At 62.1% G+C, this 17410-nt stretch carries 20 protein-coding genes; 17 read left to right on the forward strand and 3 right to left on the reverse strand.

The genetic code is table 11. The annotated features are described in order from the left end of the window. Positions 1 to 873, reverse strand: an 873-nt coding sequence (locus tag ACTJKM_RS34175; RefSeq protein ID WP_440661817.1) for a LysR family transcriptional regulator, incomplete at its 3' end; no start/stop codon positions are given. Between the two features lie 89 nt (positions 874 to 962). On the opposite strand from ACTJKM_RS34175, the gene ACTJKM_RS34180 reads away from it, so the two are divergent. The 16 genes from ACTJKM_RS34180 to arsH all read left to right on the forward strand — a co-directional run bounded on the left by ACTJKM_RS34180 (position 963) and on the right by arsH (position 15097). Next, positions 963 to 1838 carry a dioxygenase family protein gene (locus ACTJKM_RS34180; RefSeq protein ID WP_440661818.1) on the forward strand — a complete coding sequence of 292 codons (876 nt, stop codon included), beginning with the start codon at positions 963 to 965 and terminating at the stop codon, positions 1836 to 1838. Beyond that, a complete protein-coding gene (locus tag ACTJKM_RS34185; RefSeq protein WP_440661819.1) occupies positions 1835 to 2896 on the forward strand; it encodes a maleylacetate reductase in 1062 nt (353 codons plus the stop codon). The genes ACTJKM_RS34180 and ACTJKM_RS34185 overlap by 4 nt, the downstream gene beginning before the upstream one ends. Positions 2897 to 2935: 39 nt before the next feature. Further along, positions 2936 to 4216, forward strand: coding sequence for an ABC transporter substrate-binding protein (locus ACTJKM_RS34190; RefSeq protein ID WP_058325976.1), 1281 nt, complete (start codon positions 2936 to 2938; stop codon positions 4214 to 4216). Positions 4217 to 4256: 40 nt separating this feature from the next. Further along, entirely contained in the window at positions 4257 to 4976 is a 720-nt protein-coding gene (locus ACTJKM_RS34195) for an ABC transporter ATP-binding protein (RefSeq protein ID WP_058325975.1), read from the forward strand. Further along, entirely contained in the window at positions 4973 to 5695 is a 723-nt protein-coding gene (locus ACTJKM_RS34200; RefSeq protein ID WP_440661820.1) for an ABC transporter ATP-binding protein, read from the forward strand. Before ACTJKM_RS34195 ends, ACTJKM_RS34200 begins: the two co-directional genes overlap by 4 nt. Beyond that, the gene (locus tag ACTJKM_RS34205) at positions 5682 to 6545 is read left to right on the forward strand and encodes a branched-chain amino acid ABC transporter permease (RefSeq protein ID WP_440661821.1); all 864 of its coding nucleotides are present in this window, start codon (positions 5682 to 5684) and stop codon (positions 6543 to 6545) included. Before ACTJKM_RS34200 ends, ACTJKM_RS34205 begins: the two co-directional genes overlap by 14 nt. Positions 6546 to 6555: 10 nt before the next feature. Beyond that, entirely contained in the window at positions 6556 to 7641 is a 1086-nt protein-coding gene (locus ACTJKM_RS34210; protein ID WP_058325972.1) for a branched-chain amino acid ABC transporter permease, read from the forward strand. Beyond that, a complete protein-coding gene (locus ACTJKM_RS34215) occupies positions 7634 to 9388 on the forward strand; it encodes an FAD-dependent oxidoreductase (RefSeq protein ID WP_110878833.1) in 1755 nt (584 codons plus the stop codon). Before ACTJKM_RS34210 ends, ACTJKM_RS34215 begins: the two co-directional genes overlap by 8 nt. Positions 9389 to 9391: 3 nt before the next feature. Further along, the gene (locus ACTJKM_RS34220) at positions 9392 to 10282 is read left to right on the forward strand and encodes an intradiol ring-cleavage dioxygenase (protein ID WP_058325970.1); all 891 of its coding nucleotides are present in this window, start codon (positions 9392 to 9394) and stop codon (positions 10280 to 10282) included. Positions 10283 to 10531: 249 nt separating this feature from the next. Continuing rightward, positions 10532 to 11374: an ammonia-dependent NAD(+) synthetase gene (nadE, locus tag ACTJKM_RS34225; RefSeq protein WP_440661822.1), complete on the forward strand. Its 843-nt coding sequence runs from the start codon at positions 10532 to 10534 to the stop codon at positions 11372 to 11374. A gap of 204 nt (positions 11375 to 11578) precedes the next feature. After that, on the forward strand, positions 11579 to 11932 hold the full coding sequence (locus ACTJKM_RS34230; protein WP_110881662.1) for an ArsR/SmtB family transcription factor: 354 nt from the start codon (positions 11579 to 11581) through the stop codon (positions 11930 to 11932). Next, positions 11929 to 12369 (forward strand): arsenic resistance N-acetyltransferase ArsN2, encoded by a 441-nt coding sequence (gene arsN2, locus ACTJKM_RS34235; RefSeq protein ID WP_440661823.1) that lies wholly within the window; start codon positions 11929 to 11931, stop codon positions 12367 to 12369. The genes ACTJKM_RS34230 and arsN2 overlap by 4 nt, the downstream gene beginning before the upstream one ends. 15 nt (positions 12370 to 12384) lie before the next feature. Then, on the forward strand, positions 12385 to 12924 hold the full coding sequence (locus tag ACTJKM_RS34240; RefSeq protein WP_058325967.1) for an arsenate reductase ArsC: 540 nt from the start codon (positions 12385 to 12387) through the stop codon (positions 12922 to 12924). Then, positions 12911 to 13969, forward strand: a complete 1059-nt coding sequence (gene arsB / locus ACTJKM_RS34245; protein WP_058325966.1) for an ACR3 family arsenite efflux transporter — start codon at positions 12911 to 12913, stop codon at positions 13967 to 13969. The genes ACTJKM_RS34240 and arsB overlap by 14 nt, the downstream gene beginning before the upstream one ends. Before the next feature lie 2 nt (positions 13970 to 13971). Further along, complete coding sequence (gene arsC / locus ACTJKM_RS34250; RefSeq protein ID WP_113512900.1) at positions 13972 to 14394, forward strand: arsenate reductase (glutaredoxin); 423 nt, start codon at positions 13972 to 13974, stop codon at positions 14392 to 14394. After that, positions 14369 to 15097: an arsenical resistance protein ArsH gene (arsH, locus tag ACTJKM_RS34255; RefSeq protein ID WP_440661835.1), complete on the forward strand. Its 729-nt coding sequence runs from the start codon at positions 14369 to 14371 to the stop codon at positions 15095 to 15097. Before arsC ends, arsH begins: the two co-directional genes overlap by 26 nt. Here the strand turns inward: arsH and arsK are convergent, their stop codons facing one another. Together arsK and ACTJKM_RS34265 are read right to left on the reverse strand one after the other, a co-directional pair. Next, positions 15098 to 16300, reverse strand: coding sequence for an arsenite efflux MFS transporter ArsK (gene arsK, locus ACTJKM_RS34260; RefSeq protein ID WP_440661824.1), 1203 nt, complete (start codon positions 16298 to 16300; stop codon positions 15098 to 15100). Positions 16301 to 16319: 19 nt separating this feature from the next. Then, the gene (locus ACTJKM_RS34265; RefSeq protein ID WP_058322565.1) at positions 16320 to 16661 is read right to left on the reverse strand and encodes an ArsR/SmtB family transcription factor; all 342 of its coding nucleotides are present in this window, start codon (positions 16659 to 16661) and stop codon (positions 16320 to 16322) included. A gap of 43 nt (positions 16662 to 16704) precedes the next feature. Here ACTJKM_RS34265 and ACTJKM_RS34270 point away from each other — a divergent pair, with 43 nt between their 5' ends. Next, on the forward strand, positions 16705 to 17199 hold the full coding sequence (locus ACTJKM_RS34270) for a DUF6428 family protein (RefSeq protein WP_058322566.1): 495 nt from the start codon (positions 16705 to 16707) through the stop codon (positions 17197 to 17199). The last annotated feature ends 211 nt before the right edge of the window (positions 17200 to 17410 follow it).

Raw genomic sequence — 17410 nt, forward strand, 5'->3', positions numbered from 1 at the left:
CGAGAATTTTTCGATGGCCGGGGTATGCGCCGAGGTCGCACGTCTCAGAAGCCCAAGGGCACGTTCCGGGTGCGGGACGGAAACCGGAAGTGCTGTGATCGATTTTTCGTTGCGTAGCGCGAAGACGACGCTGTGCGGAAGCACAGTCAAGGCGTCGATACCCTTCAGATAGTTGACGAGGCTCATGAGTGAGCCGCCCGTGTAGCGTATCTTGATCTCGGTAGCCCCGAAGGAGAGCAGCAGGCTATGAAGATCCGCAAGCAACGGGCTTCCCGGCGGCGGCGCCACCCAGGGATATTCGAGTAGCTGCGACGGCTGCGGTCGTCGCTTCAACAGAAGCGGATGCGTGACCCGGCAGGCGACGACGTTTCGACCGGGAAGCACCTTCTGGAACGCCAAGCCCGATCCTTCCTCAAGAATATCGAGCGGGCAGATAGCAAGATCGATCTGATCACCCTTCAGGGCGGCGCGCAGGTCGGCCATGTAGCCGTAGCTCTGGTCGATCCTGACGTCGGGGTTTTGTGCCTGGAAGTCCGCGATCATCGGCGCGATCAAGGCGTCCATGAAAAATGGCGTGCCGCCGACGCGCACCAGACCGCTTTTGCCGAGGCGAAAGCTCTCGATCGTATCGGACGCCTTGCGTGAGGCCGACAGCATGACCTGGCCATGATCGGCGAGCGCGCGCCCGAGCGGCGTCGGTTGCAGCGGCCGCCGCCCTTTGACGAAAAGCGGTTCGCCCAGGCGCTTTTCGAGCATGGCAATGGTGCGCGAGATCGCCGGCTGCGACAGCCCGAGCAGCGCTGCCCCCTCGGTGACACCGCCGGCTTTCACGACCGCAGCGAGCTGAACAAGATGGCGTTCGTCTATCTTCATAACAATTGATTATATTAACTCAGAGTAAAATCATCAATCGCGCCCGATGCCCGTGTTAGCTTTCATTTCAGCCAAGTGTCTGGAGGAGTGTGATGCGGGGCGCGATGGTTTCGAATCCCAAGGAAGCAGCCTTCACCGAGGCTTTCGCACAGCGAATATCGAAAGCCGACGACGGCTCGCTGCCGCTGGTGCTGCGCACGGTCGTCACCCACCTTCACGGGCTTATCAGGGAATTGCGTCCCAGCGCAGCTGACTGGCGCAAAATGATCGAGTTTCTGACCGAGGTTGGTCACACCACGGACGAGCGGCGGCAGGAGTGGGGTCTGCTGTTCGACCTGCTTGGCGCTTCGGCGCTGGTCGATGAGATCAACTCCCGTCGCCCGAAACAGGCGACACCCAATACGGTCCGTGGGCCGTTCTTTCGCGCCGACACGCCGAAACGCATATCCGGCAGCAACATCTCGCTCGATGGCGTCGGCGAGCGGCTGGCGGTCTTCGGGCAATTGCTCGATCTCGACGGCCACCCGATCGAGGGCGCGGAGGTGACGACCTGGCAGGCGAACGCCGCAGGTTTCTACGAGAACCAGCAACCGGACCTGCAACCGGAGTTTAATTTGCGCGGCGTCTTCAAGACCGATCGCGAAGGGGGGTTCGACTACCTGACGGTTCGCCCCGCCGGCTACAGCGTCCCGGAAGACGGGCCGGTGGGCAAACTCCTTGGCCAGGCGGGTTGCTCGCTCCGGCGCCCAGCCCATCTACATTTCATCGTCACTGCTCCAGGATTCCAGACGATTACGACGCATATCTACGACGGCAGCGATCCCCATATCGACGAGGACGCGATCTTCGGCGTCAAGCCGGAACTGGTGCACGAATTCAAATGCTCCGACATCGGCGGCAAGCCCGGCTGGCGGCTGGACTTCAAGTTCCTAATGGCGAGGGCAAGGGAAGGATCTGGGTCGTGAGGAACAATTTCACCTACCAGGGCAGTGCGGCGCACATCGTCTTTGGCGAAGGCAGGAGCCGCGAGGCCGGAGCCTGGATCGAAAAGCTTGGGTGCAACCGAGCGTTGGTGCTCTCAACACCGCAGCAACGGGCAGACGCGGAAGCATTGGCGGAGCGGCTCGGGCCACTTGCCGCAGGCGTTTTTGCCGGGGCCGTGATGCATACGCCAGTCGAGGTCACGGCAAAGGCGATGGAAGCGGTCAACCAAAGCGGCGCCGACTGCGTCGTTTCGCTTGGCGGCGGCTCCACCACCGGGCTCGGCAAGGCGATCGCCTATCGCACCGATCTGCCTCAAGTCGTTATCCCGACCACCTACGCCGGTTCGGAAGTAACACCGATCCTCGGACAGACGGAAGGCGGCCGAAAGACGACCGTCAGGCATCCTTCGATCCTGCCGGAGGTGGTGATTTACGATCCGGAGCTGACGCTCGGCCTGCCGGTCGGCATGAGCGTGACCAGCGCGCTTAACGCCATGGCCCATGTGGTCGAAGCGCTTTATGCGCAGGATCGTAACCCGATCTCTTCGCTGATGGCGAAAGAGGGCTTGTCAGCCTTCAAAACGAGCCTGCCGACGATCATCGGGACGCCCCGCGATCGAGAGGCGCGGGCCGAGGCGCTTTACGGCGCCTGGCTCTCGGGCACCGTGCTCGGCGCGGTCGGCATGGCGCTGCATCACAAGATTTGCCACACGCTCGGCGGCACCTTCGATACGCCGCACGCGGAAACCCACGCGATCATGCTGCCGCATACGGCGGCCTACAACGCCGCGGCCGTGCCTGACCTGCTTGAGCCCGTGGCCCGGACCTTCGGCGGTTCGGTCGGCGGCGGCTTGTGGGATTTCGCAAAGTCGCTCGGTGCGCCGCTCGCCTTGAAGGACCTCGGCCTTTCGCAGGCCGATCTCGATCGGACCGCCGCGATTGCGACCGAAAACCCCTACTGGAACCCACGCCCGATCGACCGCCAGTCCATTCGGGCGCTGCTGCAGGATGCCTGGGAGGGCAACCGGCCGACGAACTGACGAGACCCTTCGGGAGGAAGGGCATTGGGAGGAGGAACCATGCTGACGAGACGCGATTTTCTGAAGACGACAGCCGCAGGTGGCGCAGTCGCCTTTTCATCCGGACTTGCGATGCCGGCGATCGCCAAGGACACGGCGATCAAGCTTGGTTATGTGAGCCCCCAAACCGGGCCGCTCGCCGCCTTCGGGGAAGCCGACAAATTCGTCATCGATGCGTTTCTGGCGGCGACCAGGGCCAAGGGCCAGAACTTCGAGGTTGTCGTCAAGGACAGCCAGTCGAACCCGAACCGGGCGGCGGAAGTCGCCAAGCAGTTGATCGTCGATGACGAGGTCAATCTGGTTCTGGTCGCCTCGACACCCGAAACCACGAACCCAGTTGCAACCACCTGCGAAGCCGAACAGATGCCGTGCATTTCGACGGTTGCGCCGTGGCAGCCCTGGTTCATCGGCCAACAGGGTAACCCAGGCGATCCTGCTTCGTGGAAACCGTTCGACTATGCCTATCACTTCTTCTGGGGCCTCGAAGATGTGATCGCCGTCTTCACCAATATGTGGGCCCAGGTCGAGACGAACCACAAGGTCGGCGGCCTCTTCCCCAATGACGGTGACGGCAATGCCTGGGGCGACGGGACCGTGGGTTTCCCGCCGGTCCTCGAAAAGCTTGGCTACGGGCTCACCGACCCCGGCCGTTACCAGAACATGACGGACGATTTCTCTGCCCAGATCAATGCGTTCAAATCGGCTGGATGCGAGATCGTTACCGGCGTGGTCATCCCTCCTGACTTCACGACCTTCTGGAACCAGGCAAAGCAGCAGGGTTTCGTGCCGAAGGTCGCCTCGATCGGGAAGGCATTGCTGTTCCCGCAGGCGGTCGAAGCGCTAGGCAAGGCCGGGCACAATCTCTCGTCCGAAGTCTGGTGGTCGCCGAGCCACCCCTTCGCCTCGTCGCTGACAGGCGAGACATCCGCTCAAGTGGCCGACGCTTTCACCAAGGCGACCGGCCGGCCATGGACGCAGCCGATCGGCTTTGCCCACGCCCTCTTCGAATTGGCCGTCGACGCCGTTACGCGGGCCGACGACCCGACGGACGGCGAAGCAGTGGCCCAGGCAATCGCCGCCACCAAACTCGATACGCTCGTCGGTCCCGTTGCATGGGACGGCAAGGGATTGCCGCCGTTTGCTGCCCGCAACGTCGCCAAGACGCCGCTTGTCGGCGGTCAATGGCGGCTGAAGGACGCCGGCGGTTATGACCTCGTCATCACCGACAACAAGACGGCGCCGAACATTCCCGCCGGTGGAAAAATGGAAGCGATCGTTTAAGCGCCTGTTGGCGTGGGACTGTGACCGAGGAGGGTCAGGCATGTCTCTGTTAGAGCTCGAACGGGTCTCGAAGCGCTTCGGCGCGCTGACCGTCGCCGACGAGATCAGCTTTTCGGTCGGCGAGGGCGAGGCGCTGGGCATCATCGGGCCGAACGGCGCCGGCAAGTCGACGCTGTTCAATCTGATTACCGGCAACATCGCCGCCGACAGCGGCACGGTCCGCTTCGGCGGCGTGGATGTCACCCGAACGCCGCCGATGGCGCGCTGTCTTTCGGGCATGGGGCGGACCTTCCAGATCCCGCAGCCCTTCGAGAAGCTGACCGTCTTTGAGAACCTGCTCGTCGCCGGCAGTTTTGGCGCGCGGCGGCGCGAGGCGGAAGCCTGTGACCGCTGCGCCGAAATCCTGGTGGACACGGGCCTTTTCGAAAAGGCGAATGTACTGGCCGGCGGCCTCACCCTTCTGCAGCGCAAGCGGCTGGAACTGGCAAGGGCGCTTGCCACCGAACCCCGGCTGCTGCTGCTGGACGAGATCGCCGGCGGTTTGACGGAAGCCGAATGCCACCAGCTGGTCGCGACCATCAGCGCCATCCAGCAAAAGGGCGTTGCCGTCATCTGGATCGAACATGTGCTTCATGCGCTGACCTCGGTGGTCGAACGGCTTCTGGTTCTCAACTTCGGCAAGGTGATCGGCATTGGAAAGCCCGACGAGCTCATGGCGTCGCGTGCCGTCCAGGAGATCTATCTGGGGATCGAGCTATGACCGCTATGCTTGAAACCAGAGGGCTCAAGGCCTTCTACGGCGACTTTCAGGCCCTTTTCGGTGTCGATATCGTCGTTGCCAAGGGGGAAACCGTTGCGATCATCGGCGCCAATGGCGCGGGCAAGACCAGCCTGATGCGCGCGATCTCCGGTGTCGTTACAAGCGAGCCGGGCATGGTCGTCTATCGCGATGAACCGATCGGCGCGCTGGCAGCACCCGACGTGCTTGCCCGCGGCATCGCCATGGTACCGGAAGGCCGCCGGCTGTTCCCGTCGCTGACCGTCGAAGAGAACCTGTTGATCGGCGCCTATGGCCGCAAGGGACAGGGACCGTGGACGCTCGAGAGCGTCTATGAGCTCTTCCCGATCCTGCGCGAGCGTCGAAACAACCCGGCGACGGCCCTTTCCGGCGGCCAACAGCAGATGGTGGCGATCGGCCGGGCGCTGATGTCCAACCCGGATGTGCTGCTTTGCGACGAGATCAGCCTCGGCCTGGCGCCGGTCGTCGTTCGCGACATCTACGCGGCTTTCCCGCGTATCCGCGCGACCGGTGCCTCGATCGTCATCGTCGAGCAAGACATCGCCCAGGCGCTGAAGGTCGCAACCCAGGTCTATTGCCTGATGGAAGGGCGGGTGACGCTTTCGGGGCGTCCGGAGGTGCTGACCCGCGAGCAAATCCACCAGGCCTATTTCGGAGCGCCGCGCCATGAGCTTCATTGATACGATCGTGCAGGGCGTCCTGCTCGGCGGCCTCTACGCCCTGTTTGCAGCCGGCCTGAGCCTGGTCTTCGGCATCATGCGGCTCGTCAATCTCGCCCATGGCGACCTGATCGTACTTGCCGCATTCCTGATCCTTTTGCTGACCTCGGCGCTCGGCCTCAATCCATTCCTGGCAGCGCTCATTGCCGCGCCACTGATGTTCCTAGCAGGTTGGGGCCTGCAATACTTCGTGCTCAATCGCACGCTCGGCAAGGACGTGTTGCCGCCGCTGCTCGTCACTTTCGGTATCTCCATCGTCCTCCAGAATGGCCTGCTCGAAGCGTTTTCCGCCGATAGCCGCCGCGTGTCCATTGGGGCGCTGGAAAGTGCCTCGATCGGCGTCGGCTCGCTCAACATCGGCCTGATGCCGTTGATGACCTTCCTGTCGGCGCTCGCCGTGATCTTCGGCCTCAACCAGCTGATCTATCGAACGGCGCTCGGTCGCGCCTTCCGGGCAACCTCCGACGACATCGTGACGGCCGGGCTGATGGGTATTCGCCCGCAACGCGTCTTCGCCATGGCGACCGGGCTTGCCATGGTCGTGGTGACGATCGCCGCCCTCTATCTTGGCACCCGCGCCAACTTCGATCCGACATCGGGACCGTCCCGCCTGATCTACGCCTTCGAAGCCGTGATCATCGGCGGCCTCGGCTCGCTCTGGGGAACGCTTGCCGGCGGGGTCATCCTCGGCGTTGCGCAGGCGCTTGGGGCGGCCGTCAATCCGGAATGGCAGATCCTTGCCGGACATCTCGCCTTCCTCGCCGTTCTCGTCATCAAGCCGCGCGGGCTTTTCCCTCGCGCCGTCGATTGAGGTCAAGCCGATGTCCATCGCCATTCCGTCCTTCAAGGTCGAAACCCGGAGCGGAACCTCATCGCTTGCAGCTTTGGCGGCAGTCGCCGGCCTCGCGCTTGCGATTGCGGCTCCCCTCATCGTGTCCCGCGGCGTCGTGCAGGATCTCTTCTTCATCCTGACCATGCTGGTGCTGGCGCAGAACTGGAACCTGCTTGCCGGTTATGCCGGGCTGATCTCGGTCGGGCAGCAGGTTTTCGTCGGCTTCGGCGCCTATGCGATGTTCGGTTCGGTCATTCTGGCGGGTATCGATCCCATCGTTGCGATCCTGATTGCCGGCGCTCTTTCGGCGCTCCTCGCCATTCCGACGGCCTTTTTCACCTTCCGGCTGCAGGGACCCTATTTCGCCATCGGCACCTGGGTGGTGGCCGAGGTGGTGCGGCTGCTGCTCGCACAGTGGAAGGCGCTCGGCGGGGGTACCGGCACGTCGCTGCCGCGCGAGGCGACGAAGGACATGGCAGGCGTCGATATCGTGCGTGACCTCTTCGGTATGAAGGCGGCCGCAGCCAGCGATGCCCTCACCTATTGGATTGCGCTCCTCCTGGCGCTCGCGACGATCGGCTTCATCTACCGCCTGCTGCGAAGCAAGCAGGGGCTCGGTCTTGCGGCCGTGCGTGACAACGAGCAGGCCGCCCGTGCCGTCGGCGTCGACGCCCGCCGCATGAAGGCTCTGGTCTACGTGGCGACGGCCTTCGTCACTGGATTGGCCGGTGCGCTGATCTACGTGCAGAAAGCGCGTATTTCGCCGGACGCGGCTTTCTCCGTCACCGACTGGACGGCCTATGTCATCTTCATCGTGGTGATCGGCGGGATCGGCACCATCGAAGGGCCGATCGTCGGCGTGGTGCTTTTCTTCCTGCTGCAAAAGCTCTTCGCCGATTTTGGCTCCTGGTACCTGCTGGTCCTTGGCCTCATCGGCATCCTCGTCATGCTCTTTTCGCCGCGCGGTCTCTGGGGCCTGTTCTCCGATCGCACCGGTATCCAGCTCTTTCCGGTCCGTCGCAAATTGATCGGCGGACCACTCGCACACATGCCAAAGGGAGGACCAAATGGCTGATATCACAACCGACGTACTCATCATCGGCACGGGGCCAGCCGGTTCCGCCACGGCCGCCCTGCTTTCGAGCTACGGCATCGAAAACATGGTGATCAACCGCTATCGCTGGCTGGCGAACACGCCACGCGCGCATATTACAAACCAGCGCACGATGGAGGTCCTGCGCGATCTCGGCCGGGACGTGGAAGACGAGGTCTATATGTTCGCCGCCGAACAGGACCTGATGGGTGAGAACGTCTTTTGTACCTCGCTTGCGGGCGAAGAGATCGGGCGCATGAAAAGCTGGGGCAAGCACCCGGTCTCGCGCGCCGAACACCAGCTATCCTCGCCGAGCCAGATGAACGATCTGCCCCAGACTTTCATGGAGCCGCTCCTGTTCAAGACGGCTTGCTCGCGCGGTACCCAGGCGCGGATGTCGACGGAATATGTCAGCCATGTGCAGGACGGCGAAGGCGTTACCACGACCTGTCTCGACCGGTTGACCGGCAAGGAAATCACCGTTCGCTCGAAGTATCTGATCGGTGCTGACGGCGGCAATTCGAAGGTCGCGGAGCATGCCGGGCTCACCTTCGAGGGCCGGATGGGCGTTGCCGGCTCAATGAACATCCTGTTTGAGGCCGACCTGTCGCGTTATGTCGCCCATCGTCCTTCGGTGCTCTACTGGGTGCTGCAGCCGGGGGCCGACGTCGGCGGTATCGGCATGGGCCTCGTGCGCATGGTCCGCCCCTGGAACGAATGGCTGATCGTCTGGGGATACGACATCAACCAGCCGGCACCGGCCGTTGACGAAGCCCATGCGAAGAAGGTGGTGCGCGACCTGGTCGGCGTGCAGGATCTGGATGTGACGGTCAAGCAGGTCTCGACCTGGACGGTCAACAACATGTATGCGACGACGATGTCGAACGGACGCGTCTTCTGCATGGGCGACGCCACGCACCGCCATCCGCCATCGAACGGGCTCGGCTCCAACACATCGATCCAGGATGCCTTCAACCTTGCCTGGAAACTCGCCTTTGTGCTGAAGGGCCAAGCGAGCGAAAAGCTGCTTGATACCTACACAACGGAGCGAGCGCCGGTCGCCAAGCAGATCGTCACCCGCGCCAACAAGTCGATTGAAGAGTTCGGCCCGATCTTCAAGGCGCTCGGCCTGCTCGATTCCATCGATCCGGTGAAGATGCAGCAGAACATGGATGGGCGCTGCCGCGATACGCCGGCGGCGGAAGAACAGCGCTCCGCCATCCGCAAGGCGATCGCCGCCAAGGTCTACGAGTTCGACGCCCACGGCGTCGAGATGAACCAGCGCTATCGTTCGGATGCGATCGTCACCGACGGTCAACCCGAACCGGCCTTTGCAAAGGACCCGGAACTGCACTTCCAGCAGACAACCTGGCCGGGGGCTCGACTGCCGCATGCATGGGTTTTTTCTGGCGATGGGAAGAAGGCCTCGACGCTCGATCTCTCCGGCCACGGCCGGTTCACCGTCCTGACCGGGATCGGCGGACAGGGGTGGATCGAAGCGGCGAAGGTCGTCGGCCATGAGCTTGGTGTCGATATAGCGGCCCACGCCATCGGCGCGCGGCAGCATTGGGATGATTTCACCGGCGACTGGGCCGGGCTGAGCGAAGTGCGTGACAGCGGCATCGTTCTCGTGCGTCCTGACCATCACGTCTGCTGGCGCTCGGAGGCGCAGTCGGCAGATCCCGTTGCAGACCTTCGTCGGGTCATGACATCAGTGCTTGGGAGGTGATCCATGGAAGCGCATGAGAAAGGCTTCTTCACCGAAGAAAACTCGATTGAGGTCGTCACGGGCCGCAACAAAAATGCCAAGGACGAACGACTGAAACAGATCATGGAAGTCGTGACGCGCAAGCTGCACGAAGCGGTGAGGGAAATCGAGCCGACGCAGGAGGAATGGATGGAGGCGATCCTCTTCCTCACACGCACCGGGCAGATGTGCAACGAATGGCGGCAGGAGTTCATCCTTTTGTCCGACACGCTCGGCGTCTCGATGCTGGTTGACGCCATCAACAATCGCAAGCCGTCGGGTGCCTCCGAAAGCACCGTGCTGGGCCCGTTTCATGTCCAGGACGCGCCGGAGCTCGAGATGGGCGCAAACATCTGTCTCGACCAGAAGGGCGAGCACATGGTGGTCGGCGGTCGCATCCTCGATACCGAGGGCAGGCCCATTGCCGACGCAGTGATCGATGTCTGGCAGGCCAATGACGAAGGCTTCTATGACGTTCAGCAAAAGGGCATCCAGCCGGAGTTCAACTTGCGCGGCGTCTTTCGCACAGGGCCCGACGGTGAATATTGGTTCCGGGCGGTAAAGCCGAAATACTACCCGATCCCGAACGACGGTCCGGTCGGCCGGATGTTGGAGCATCTCGGGCGTCACCCCAACCGCCCGGCCCATCTCCACTACATCATCAAGGCCGACGGGTACGAGACGCTCATCACCCACATCTTCGATCCGGATGATCCGTATATCCATTCGGATGCGGTGTTCGGAGTGAAGCAAAGCTTGCTTGCGACTTTCCGGCGCGTTGAGGACCCGGGCCGCGCCGCGGATTACGGATTTTCGGGTCGCTTCTGGGAAGTGAACCACGACTTCGTGCTGGCGCGGTCAAAGGGCGCCAACTGATCCGGTTCAGAGGTCATTGCCTGGCAGCGGCACGCCAAAAAAGCAATCGCCGCTCCGGCCGCAGCTCGCCATTCTGCTGCAAAACCACGTCCAGCATCGCTAGCGTGCGTGCCTTCGACGTGGAAGAAGGAGGAGGCAGGAAGGTTATTCCCTTGCCTCCTTCGGATCCTCAGATGAAATATCTGGTGCGGTCACCCCGAAGGGACGGACCGCCAGGAGCGACGAGGCGAAGTCAGCAGGAGACATTCAGTGAAAGAGCAACTTGCCATCATTCAGGCGCTTGGCGTTCGATCGGAATTCGATGCGCTGAGCGAAATCCGCACGCGGATTGAATTCCTGAAGGCCTATCTCGTGCAAGGCGGACAGCGCGCCTACGTGCTCGGGATCAGCGGTGGGGTCGATTCCCTGACGGCCGGGCTTCTCGCCCAGCGCGCCGTTCAGGAGTTACGCGAAAGCGGCTATTCGGCGACGTTCATTGCCGTCCGGCTTCCCTATGGCGTGCAAGCGGATGAACACGATGCGGCCGCAGCTGTCGCTGCGATCCGCCCGGACCGTGTCATCACCGTGGATATAAAACCGGCGGCCGATAGCCTCATGGACGCAATCCTTGCCGGTGGCGTTGACCCGGCCCCGCGTCACCATTTCATCCTCGGTAACGTGAAGGCGCGGCAGAGGATGGTCGCGCAATATGCAATCGCCGGGGCATCGTCGGGTCTCGTGATCGGCACGGACCACGCTGCTGAGGCGCTCATGGGCTTCTACACGAAATTCGGTGATGGCGCAGCGGACATTCTCCCTCTCGCCGGTCTGAACAAGCGCCGCGTTCGCGCCTTGGCCTCGAAACTGGGGGCGCCGGAACAGCTCGTCTGGAAAACACCCACCGCTGACCTTGAATCGGATGCACCTCTGCGACCGGACGAGGATGCTTACGGCGTGACATACGACCAGATCGACGACTTTCTCGAAGGCAGAACTGTCGAGCCGGCTGCGGCTGAACGCATACTCTCAACCTATCGCGTCAGCGCACATAAGCGCGCCCTTCCCGTCGTCCCCACGGACCATCACCCGGTCTTGCACGCCACGACTGCATGATATCTGCGGTTCGGCAAATCCTTGGTCCATTCCGGTGCGAGGCCCGCGCAGACAAGCGACACCAGCAAGAAGGTGTCATCAAAGCCGTGAGCGCTGTTGCCGGGAGGACTATGCATTCGGGGCTGCTCCCGCTTTGTGCCAATAGCGGAGATGAGGATCGTTGGGTGCAATTGACATATCCAATATATCCATTATTCTGGATTAATGGATAACATCACCGCAATAGCGGCGCTTGCCGCACTGGCCCAATCTACCAGGCTCGAGACATTCCGGCTTCTCGTCAGACACGAACCGGATGGCGTGCCTGCCGGCGAACTTGCCCGCCTTCTCGACGTCCCGCAGAATACCATGTCGGCGCACCTCGCAACGCTGTCGCGCGCGGGCCTCGTGACAAGCGAACGGCAGAGCCGCTCGATCATCTATCGAGCCGACCTACACGGCCTGCGAAACCTGACCCTCTTCCTGTTGAAAGACTGCTGTGGCGGCTCGACCGAACTCTGTGCGCCGCTGATCGCCGAACTTACGCCCTGCTGCGGACCCGAGGTGAAGCTGTCATGAGCGACGTCAGACTGGAGCCAGTCCCGGGAAGCGATCCCGGACTGAAGCTGGCGCTATCGGCCTCCGGTCTTCCGATCGAGGACCTCGGAGAGCCGGGACGCTCGTTCTTCAGGGCGGTTTCCTCCGATGGCGGCACAATTGGCTACGCTGGCATCGAGACGTGCGGCGATGCCGTCCTCCTCAGGTCGATGGTCATCTTGCCCGAGCATCGTGGAAAGTCATTCGGCAGATCGCTGATCAAGGAAACCCTGAAAGCCGTCAAAGAAAGCTCGGCAGTCTTCCTGGCTACGACGACCGCCGCGCCGTTCTTCGAAAGCCTCGGTTTCGTTGCGGTCGAGCGAGCCGATGCGCCGCTCGCCGTTCTCGCAACCCGTCAGCTTTCGGGCATTTGCCCGGCATCGGCCACCATCATGAAACTCAGCAATCCTCCGACCTAACCACGGACAACGACCATGACCGACAAGACCTACAACGTGCTCTTCCTGTGCACGGGTAATTCCGCACGTTCCATTCTCGCCGAATCCATCCTCAATAAAGAGGGCGGAGGACGGTTCAGAGCATTCTCCGCAGGCAGCCAGCCCAAAGGCGAGATCAATCCGCATGCCCTGAAGGAACTGCAAGCACTTGGTTATCCGGCGACTGGCTTCTCCTCCAAGAGTTGGGACGTGTTTGCCGAGCCTGGTGCGCCCGAAATGGACTTTATCTTCACCGTCTGCGACAGCGCGCACGGCGAAGCCTGCCCGGTATGGATCGGACATCCGATGACGGCACATTGGGGTGTCGAAGACCCGGCCGCCGTTGTTGGCACCGAGGTCGAAATCCAGCGCGCGTTCGCGCAAGCCGCCCGCTTTCTGAAGAACCGGATCATGGTGTTCGTCAGCCTCCCGCTGGCATCGATCAATCACCTGGCGCTCGAAACGAAGCTCGGCCAGATCGGCGCGATGGAAGGTTCGACGGCAAGCCAGGGAAAGTTCGCTAATGTCGACGTTTGAACGCTACCTGACCATCTGGGTCTTTCTCTGCATCGTCGTCGGCGTCGCCCTCGGTCATCTGATGCCCGGTGTTTTCCAGGCCATCGGCGCGGCGGAGATCGCCAAGGTGAATTTGCCCGTCGCCATCCTGATCTGGCTGATGATCATCCCGATGCTCATCAAGATCGACTTCCGCTCGCTGGCGCAGGTGAGCACCTATTGGCGCGGAATCGGCGTGACCCTGTTCATCAACTGGGCGGTAAAGCCGTTCTCCATGGCGCTGCTGGGATGGCTGTTTATCGGATGGCTATTCCGTCCTTACCTGCCCGCCGACCAGATCAACTCCTACATCGCCGGCCTGATCATCCTTGCGGCCGCGCCCTGTACCGCGATGGTGTTCGTCTGGAGCAATCTGACGCGCGGCGAGCCGCTGTTCACGCTTTCCCAGGTCGCGCTCAACGATGCGATCATGGTTGTCGCCTTCGCGCCGATCGTTGGGCTCCTGCTCGGGCTGTCGGCCATCACCGTGCCGTGGGACACGCTCGTTCTATCGGTCGTCCTCTATATCGTGGTCCCGGTCATCATCGCGCAGGTCCTGAGAGGGCGGCTGACCGCTGACGGCACGACCAGGGCGCTGGACGTCATGCTGGGGAAGCTGCAGCCGCTTTCGCTTGTCGCGCTGCTGGCGACGCTCGTCCTCCTCTTCGGCTTCCAGGGTGAGCAGATCATCGCCCAGCCGACGATCATCGCGCTGCTGGCCGTCCCCATCCTCATCCAGGTCTATTTCAACTCGGGGCTGGCCTATGTCTTGAACCGGATATCGGGCGAGCGCCATTGCGTCGCAGGGCCTTCGGCACTGATCGGGGCCAGCAATTTCTTCGAACTCGCGGTCGCGGCCGCAATCAGCCTGTTCGGCTTCCAGTCCGGTGCAGCGCTGGCGACGGTCGTCGGCGTGCTCATCGAGGTTCCCGTAATGCTCACGGTCGTCTGGGCCGTGAACCGCACCAAGGGCTGGTACGAGGCAGCACCCGCCGTCTCCCGGAACACCATCACCGAAAGGACATGACAATGGACGTCACCATCTATCATAACCCGGCCTGCGGCACGTCCCGCAACACGCTGGAGATGATCCGCGCAGCCGGGATCGAGCCGACCGTCATCGATTATCTCCAGTCTCCGCCTTCGCGCGAGGAACTGGCAAGGATGATCTCCGACGCCGGGCTGACCGTTCGGCAGGCGATCCGCGAGAAAGGTACGCCTTACGTGGAGCTGGGTCTCGACGATCCGAAGTTGACGGACGGCCAGTTGCTCGATGCCATGCTCAAGGATCCGATCCTCATTAACCGGCCGTTCGTCGTCTCGCCGCTCGGCACAAGGCTCGCGCGCCCCTCGGAGATCGTTCTCGACATCCTGCCGGATGCCTTCAAGGGAGCCTTCTTCAAGGAAGACGGCGAGCAGGTCCTCGATCAGGAGGGAAAGCGCATTGTCTGAGACCTTTCCCGCATTGCAGGAGCCGCATCTTCGTAAGCCTGACCTCGACGCGTTGCGTCCCGCCTTTTCGACGCACAAGCCGCGCATCCTGATCCTCTACGGCTCGCTCAGGGAGGTATCGTACAGCCGGCTGCTCGCGCATGAAGCCAGACGACTTCTCGAGCGTTCGGGGTGCGAGGTGCGCATGTTCGATCCGAGAGGATTACCGCTTCCCGACGCGGCTCCGGCCAGCCATCCGAAAGTGCAGGAACTGCGCGAGCTGTCGCAATGGTCGGAGGGACAGGTCTGGGTCAGCCCCGAGCGCCATGGCGCGATGACGGGCATCATGAAGGCTCAGATCGACTGGATTCCCCTGTCGCTCGGATCGATCCGCCCGACGCAGGGAAAGACGCTCGCGATCATGGAGGTTTCCGGGGGTAGCCAGTCCTTCAACGCTCTGAACCAGATGCGCGTCCTCGGCCGCTGGATGCGGATGATCACGATCCCGAACCAGTCGTCCGTCGCCAAGGCCTACCAGGAGTTCGATGCGGACGGCAGGATGAAGCCGTCTTCCTACTACGACCGCGTCGTGGACGTGTGCGAAGAGCTGGTCAAGTTCACGCTGCTGACGAGGGACGCTTCCGCCTACCTGACCGACCGCTACAGCGAACGGAAGGAAGACGCTGCCGAACTTGAAAAGCGGGTGTCGTTGAGGTCGATTTAGTCACTCAGTCTTCGTGGGGCTGCGCGTAGAGACGGCCACTGCGACGAATGCAGCGATACCGAGCGTACCAAGCATGGCATTGACGAACAGCGCCGCGGCGATGCCGAGATTCTCCATCGCCGTGGCGAACGCGAAGGGGGCGGCGGCACCCACTGCCAGTCTGGCCGCAGCCATCTTTCCTGTAATCGCTCCGTAGCCTGCGGACCCGAACAGATAGAGTGGCAGGCTCCCCTGAGCGATGCTGTTGATTCCGGACCCAAGGCCAAGACAGACGGCGAAAGCCACCGCGCCTGGCAACCAATCACCCGACACCCCGAGTAATACCGCACCGAGGACCATGAGCGCCGCAGAGACGATCGCCAGCGCGGGCGGTGACAGGCCCTTTCCGAAGGCCATGTTAATCAGGCGGCTCATGACCTGTGCCGGGCCGAACAGCGATCCGATCACGACCGCCGCACTGCCAAGTCCGATCGCGCCCAGCATCGGCACCATGTGGGCGAGTATTGCCGCGAGAGTGAACCCCGAAAGCGAGAAGGCAATGGAGACCAGCAACATCCCGCGGCGGCGCGCTTTCGGCTCAAGTGCGCCGACGACGACTTCGCGGGCTCTTGTCTCATCCAGTTTGGAACCGACCCTTCCGGCACGCATGATCCAGTAGTGAAGTGGCATGCAGATGAGAAGATTGAGCGCCGCGAACACCAGATAGATTTCCCGCCAGGACAGGTACCTGATCAGTGTCGCGGCGATCGGCCAGAAGATGGTCGAAGCAAAGCCGCCGATCAGTGTGAGATAGGTGATGCTGCGGGAGGCTGAACGGGGTTCGCTCTCGACCAGCGTCGCGAAGGCTGCCTGATACTGGACCATGCCGGAGGACACCTCCAGCAGGATGATTGCAAGGGCAAAAAGCGCTACGGACGGCGACCACGCGCAAAGCGCCAGGGTGAACGCCGCAAGGGTCGAACCAACCGTCATCACCGTCGCCGCGCCGACCTTGTCCATATGTCTGCCGATGAACGGAGCGGAAAGACCTCCAATGAACAGGGAGACCGAGAAGACGGCGAAGACCCGTTCCAGGCTGATGCCCAGGTCCTTGGCCATTCCTGGCGCCAGGATGCTGAAGGCATAATAGAGAGTGCCGTAGCCAATAATCTGCGTGACACCGAGAGCGGAGACGATGCCCGCAGGAACCTTGTTCGTATGCAATGACGTATTCCTCGGCGCTCTACGCTTCGCTTGGGCAGCAACGAGCGGATCGCTCGACCGAGCCGCGGATTTCGGGATGTCCTGCGCAGCAGTCCTCCATCAGGAACGTCACCAGGTCAGCCAGCGTGTCATAACTTGCGCTGTAGACGATCGAACGCGACTCGCGGCGCTGGGAGATGAGGCCGGAGCGTTCGAGTTCCTTGAGGTGAAACGAGACGTTCGATGGAGAAACGCCCATGCGCTCCGCAATCGCGCCTGCGGCCAGGCCCTCAGGGCCGGCGACGACCAGCGTTCTTACGATGGCGAGCCGGGTCTCCTGGGAAAGTGCCGCAAAGGACGCGAGGGCTTGACGATCATCCATATTTCAATAATCCTTGAATCATTGAAATCGAGGATAGACGCAAATGAGCAGGATCGACAATAGCCATTCCAACAAAACTGACATCTCGCTCGGAGAGTTGCTTGAAAGGATCGCTGTCGCCGCGGACCTCCCACTGGTGTTCGCCTACGACGGAAAGCCCGTAAAGGCCGGCTACCATGTAACTGAGGTCAAGGCTGGCCAGTTCTCCGCGCTCGATTGCGGCGCTAACCCGGAGGCCTGGTCTGAAATCTTCGTGCAGTTGTGGGACATCGAAGAGGGCGAACGGACCCATATGACGGCCGGCAAATTTTCGGCCATTGTCCGCAAGGTTTCCGAGCACGTCCGTCTTGACGGTTCCGCCAAGCTGACCTTCGAAGTGAGCGATGGAGTCCGCCCGATGCAGTTGTTCTGCGCAAACGATCCTGTCGCGGAAGACGGTGCTCTCCACGTCAGTTTGACGCCCCGCCCCGCGAGCTGCAAGCCTCGAGACCGGTGGCTGGCTGAACACGCGTCCAATGAAAAGCGGTGCTGCGCCTAGTGGGTCAAGGCATATTCGCGAAGGGTCGGATGATCCAATCTCTGCTCTTGATGGAGGCGCCGGCCATCACCTGCACGGCCGTTTCCCCCATGCGGTAACCGCCAGCGCTCACCTCGCACGCCGTTTCCAATTCGAAGATAAGAACCGGAGTTTGGCGCCCGGCAAGCTCACATATCCCTTTCATCAGGTCATCGAGCGGTTTCGATGGTCG

The sequence above is a fragment of the Ensifer sp. 22460 genome (assembly GCF_052044935.1).
Lineage (GTDB): Bacteria > Pseudomonadota > Alphaproteobacteria > Rhizobiales > Rhizobiaceae > Ensifer.

Bases quoted from the DNA above. Each gene is read 5' to 3' on its own strand.
- ACTJKM_RS34265 (WP_058322565.1), bottom strand. From the start codon at position 16,661: ATGGATGATCGTCAAGCCCTCGCGTCCTTTGCGGCACTTTCCCAGGAG.
- ACTJKM_RS34210 (WP_058325972.1), top strand. From the start codon at position 6,556: ATGTCCATCGCCATTCCGTCCTTCAAGGTCGAAACCCGGAGCGGAACC.
- ACTJKM_RS34190 (WP_058325976.1), top strand. From the start codon at position 2,936: ATGCTGACGAGACGCGATTTTCTGAAGACGACAGCCGCAGGTGGCGCA.
- ACTJKM_RS34200 (WP_440661820.1), top strand. From the start codon at position 4,973: ATGACCGCTATGCTTGAAACCAGAGGGCTCAAGGCCTTCTACGGCGAC.
- ACTJKM_RS34270 (WP_058322566.1), top strand. From the start codon at position 16,705: ATGAGCAGGATCGACAATAGCCATTCCAACAAAACTGACATCTCGCTC.
- ACTJKM_RS34230 (WP_110881662.1), top strand. From the start codon at position 11,579: ATGGATAACATCACCGCAATAGCGGCGCTTGCCGCACTGGCCCAATCT.
- ACTJKM_RS34215 (WP_110878833.1), top strand. From the start codon at position 7,634: ATGGCTGATATCACAACCGACGTACTCATCATCGGCACGGGGCCAGCC.
- arsC (WP_113512900.1), top strand. From the start codon at position 13,972: ATGGACGTCACCATCTATCATAACCCGGCCTGCGGCACGTCCCGCAAC.
- ACTJKM_RS34220 (WP_058325970.1), top strand. From the start codon at position 9,392: ATGGAAGCGCATGAGAAAGGCTTCTTCACCGAAGAAAACTCGATTGAG.
- ACTJKM_RS34195 (WP_058325975.1), top strand. From the start codon at position 4,257: ATGTCTCTGTTAGAGCTCGAACGGGTCTCGAAGCGCTTCGGCGCGCTG.
- ACTJKM_RS34240 (WP_058325967.1), top strand. From the start codon at position 12,385: ATGACCGACAAGACCTACAACGTGCTCTTCCTGTGCACGGGTAATTCC.
- ACTJKM_RS34205 (WP_440661821.1), top strand. From the start codon at position 5,682: ATGAGCTTCATTGATACGATCGTGCAGGGCGTCCTGCTCGGCGGCCTC.
- arsB (WP_058325966.1), top strand. From the start codon at position 12,911: ATGTCGACGTTTGAACGCTACCTGACCATCTGGGTCTTTCTCTGCATC.
- arsN2 (WP_440661823.1), top strand. From the start codon at position 11,929: ATGAGCGACGTCAGACTGGAGCCAGTCCCGGGAAGCGATCCCGGACTG.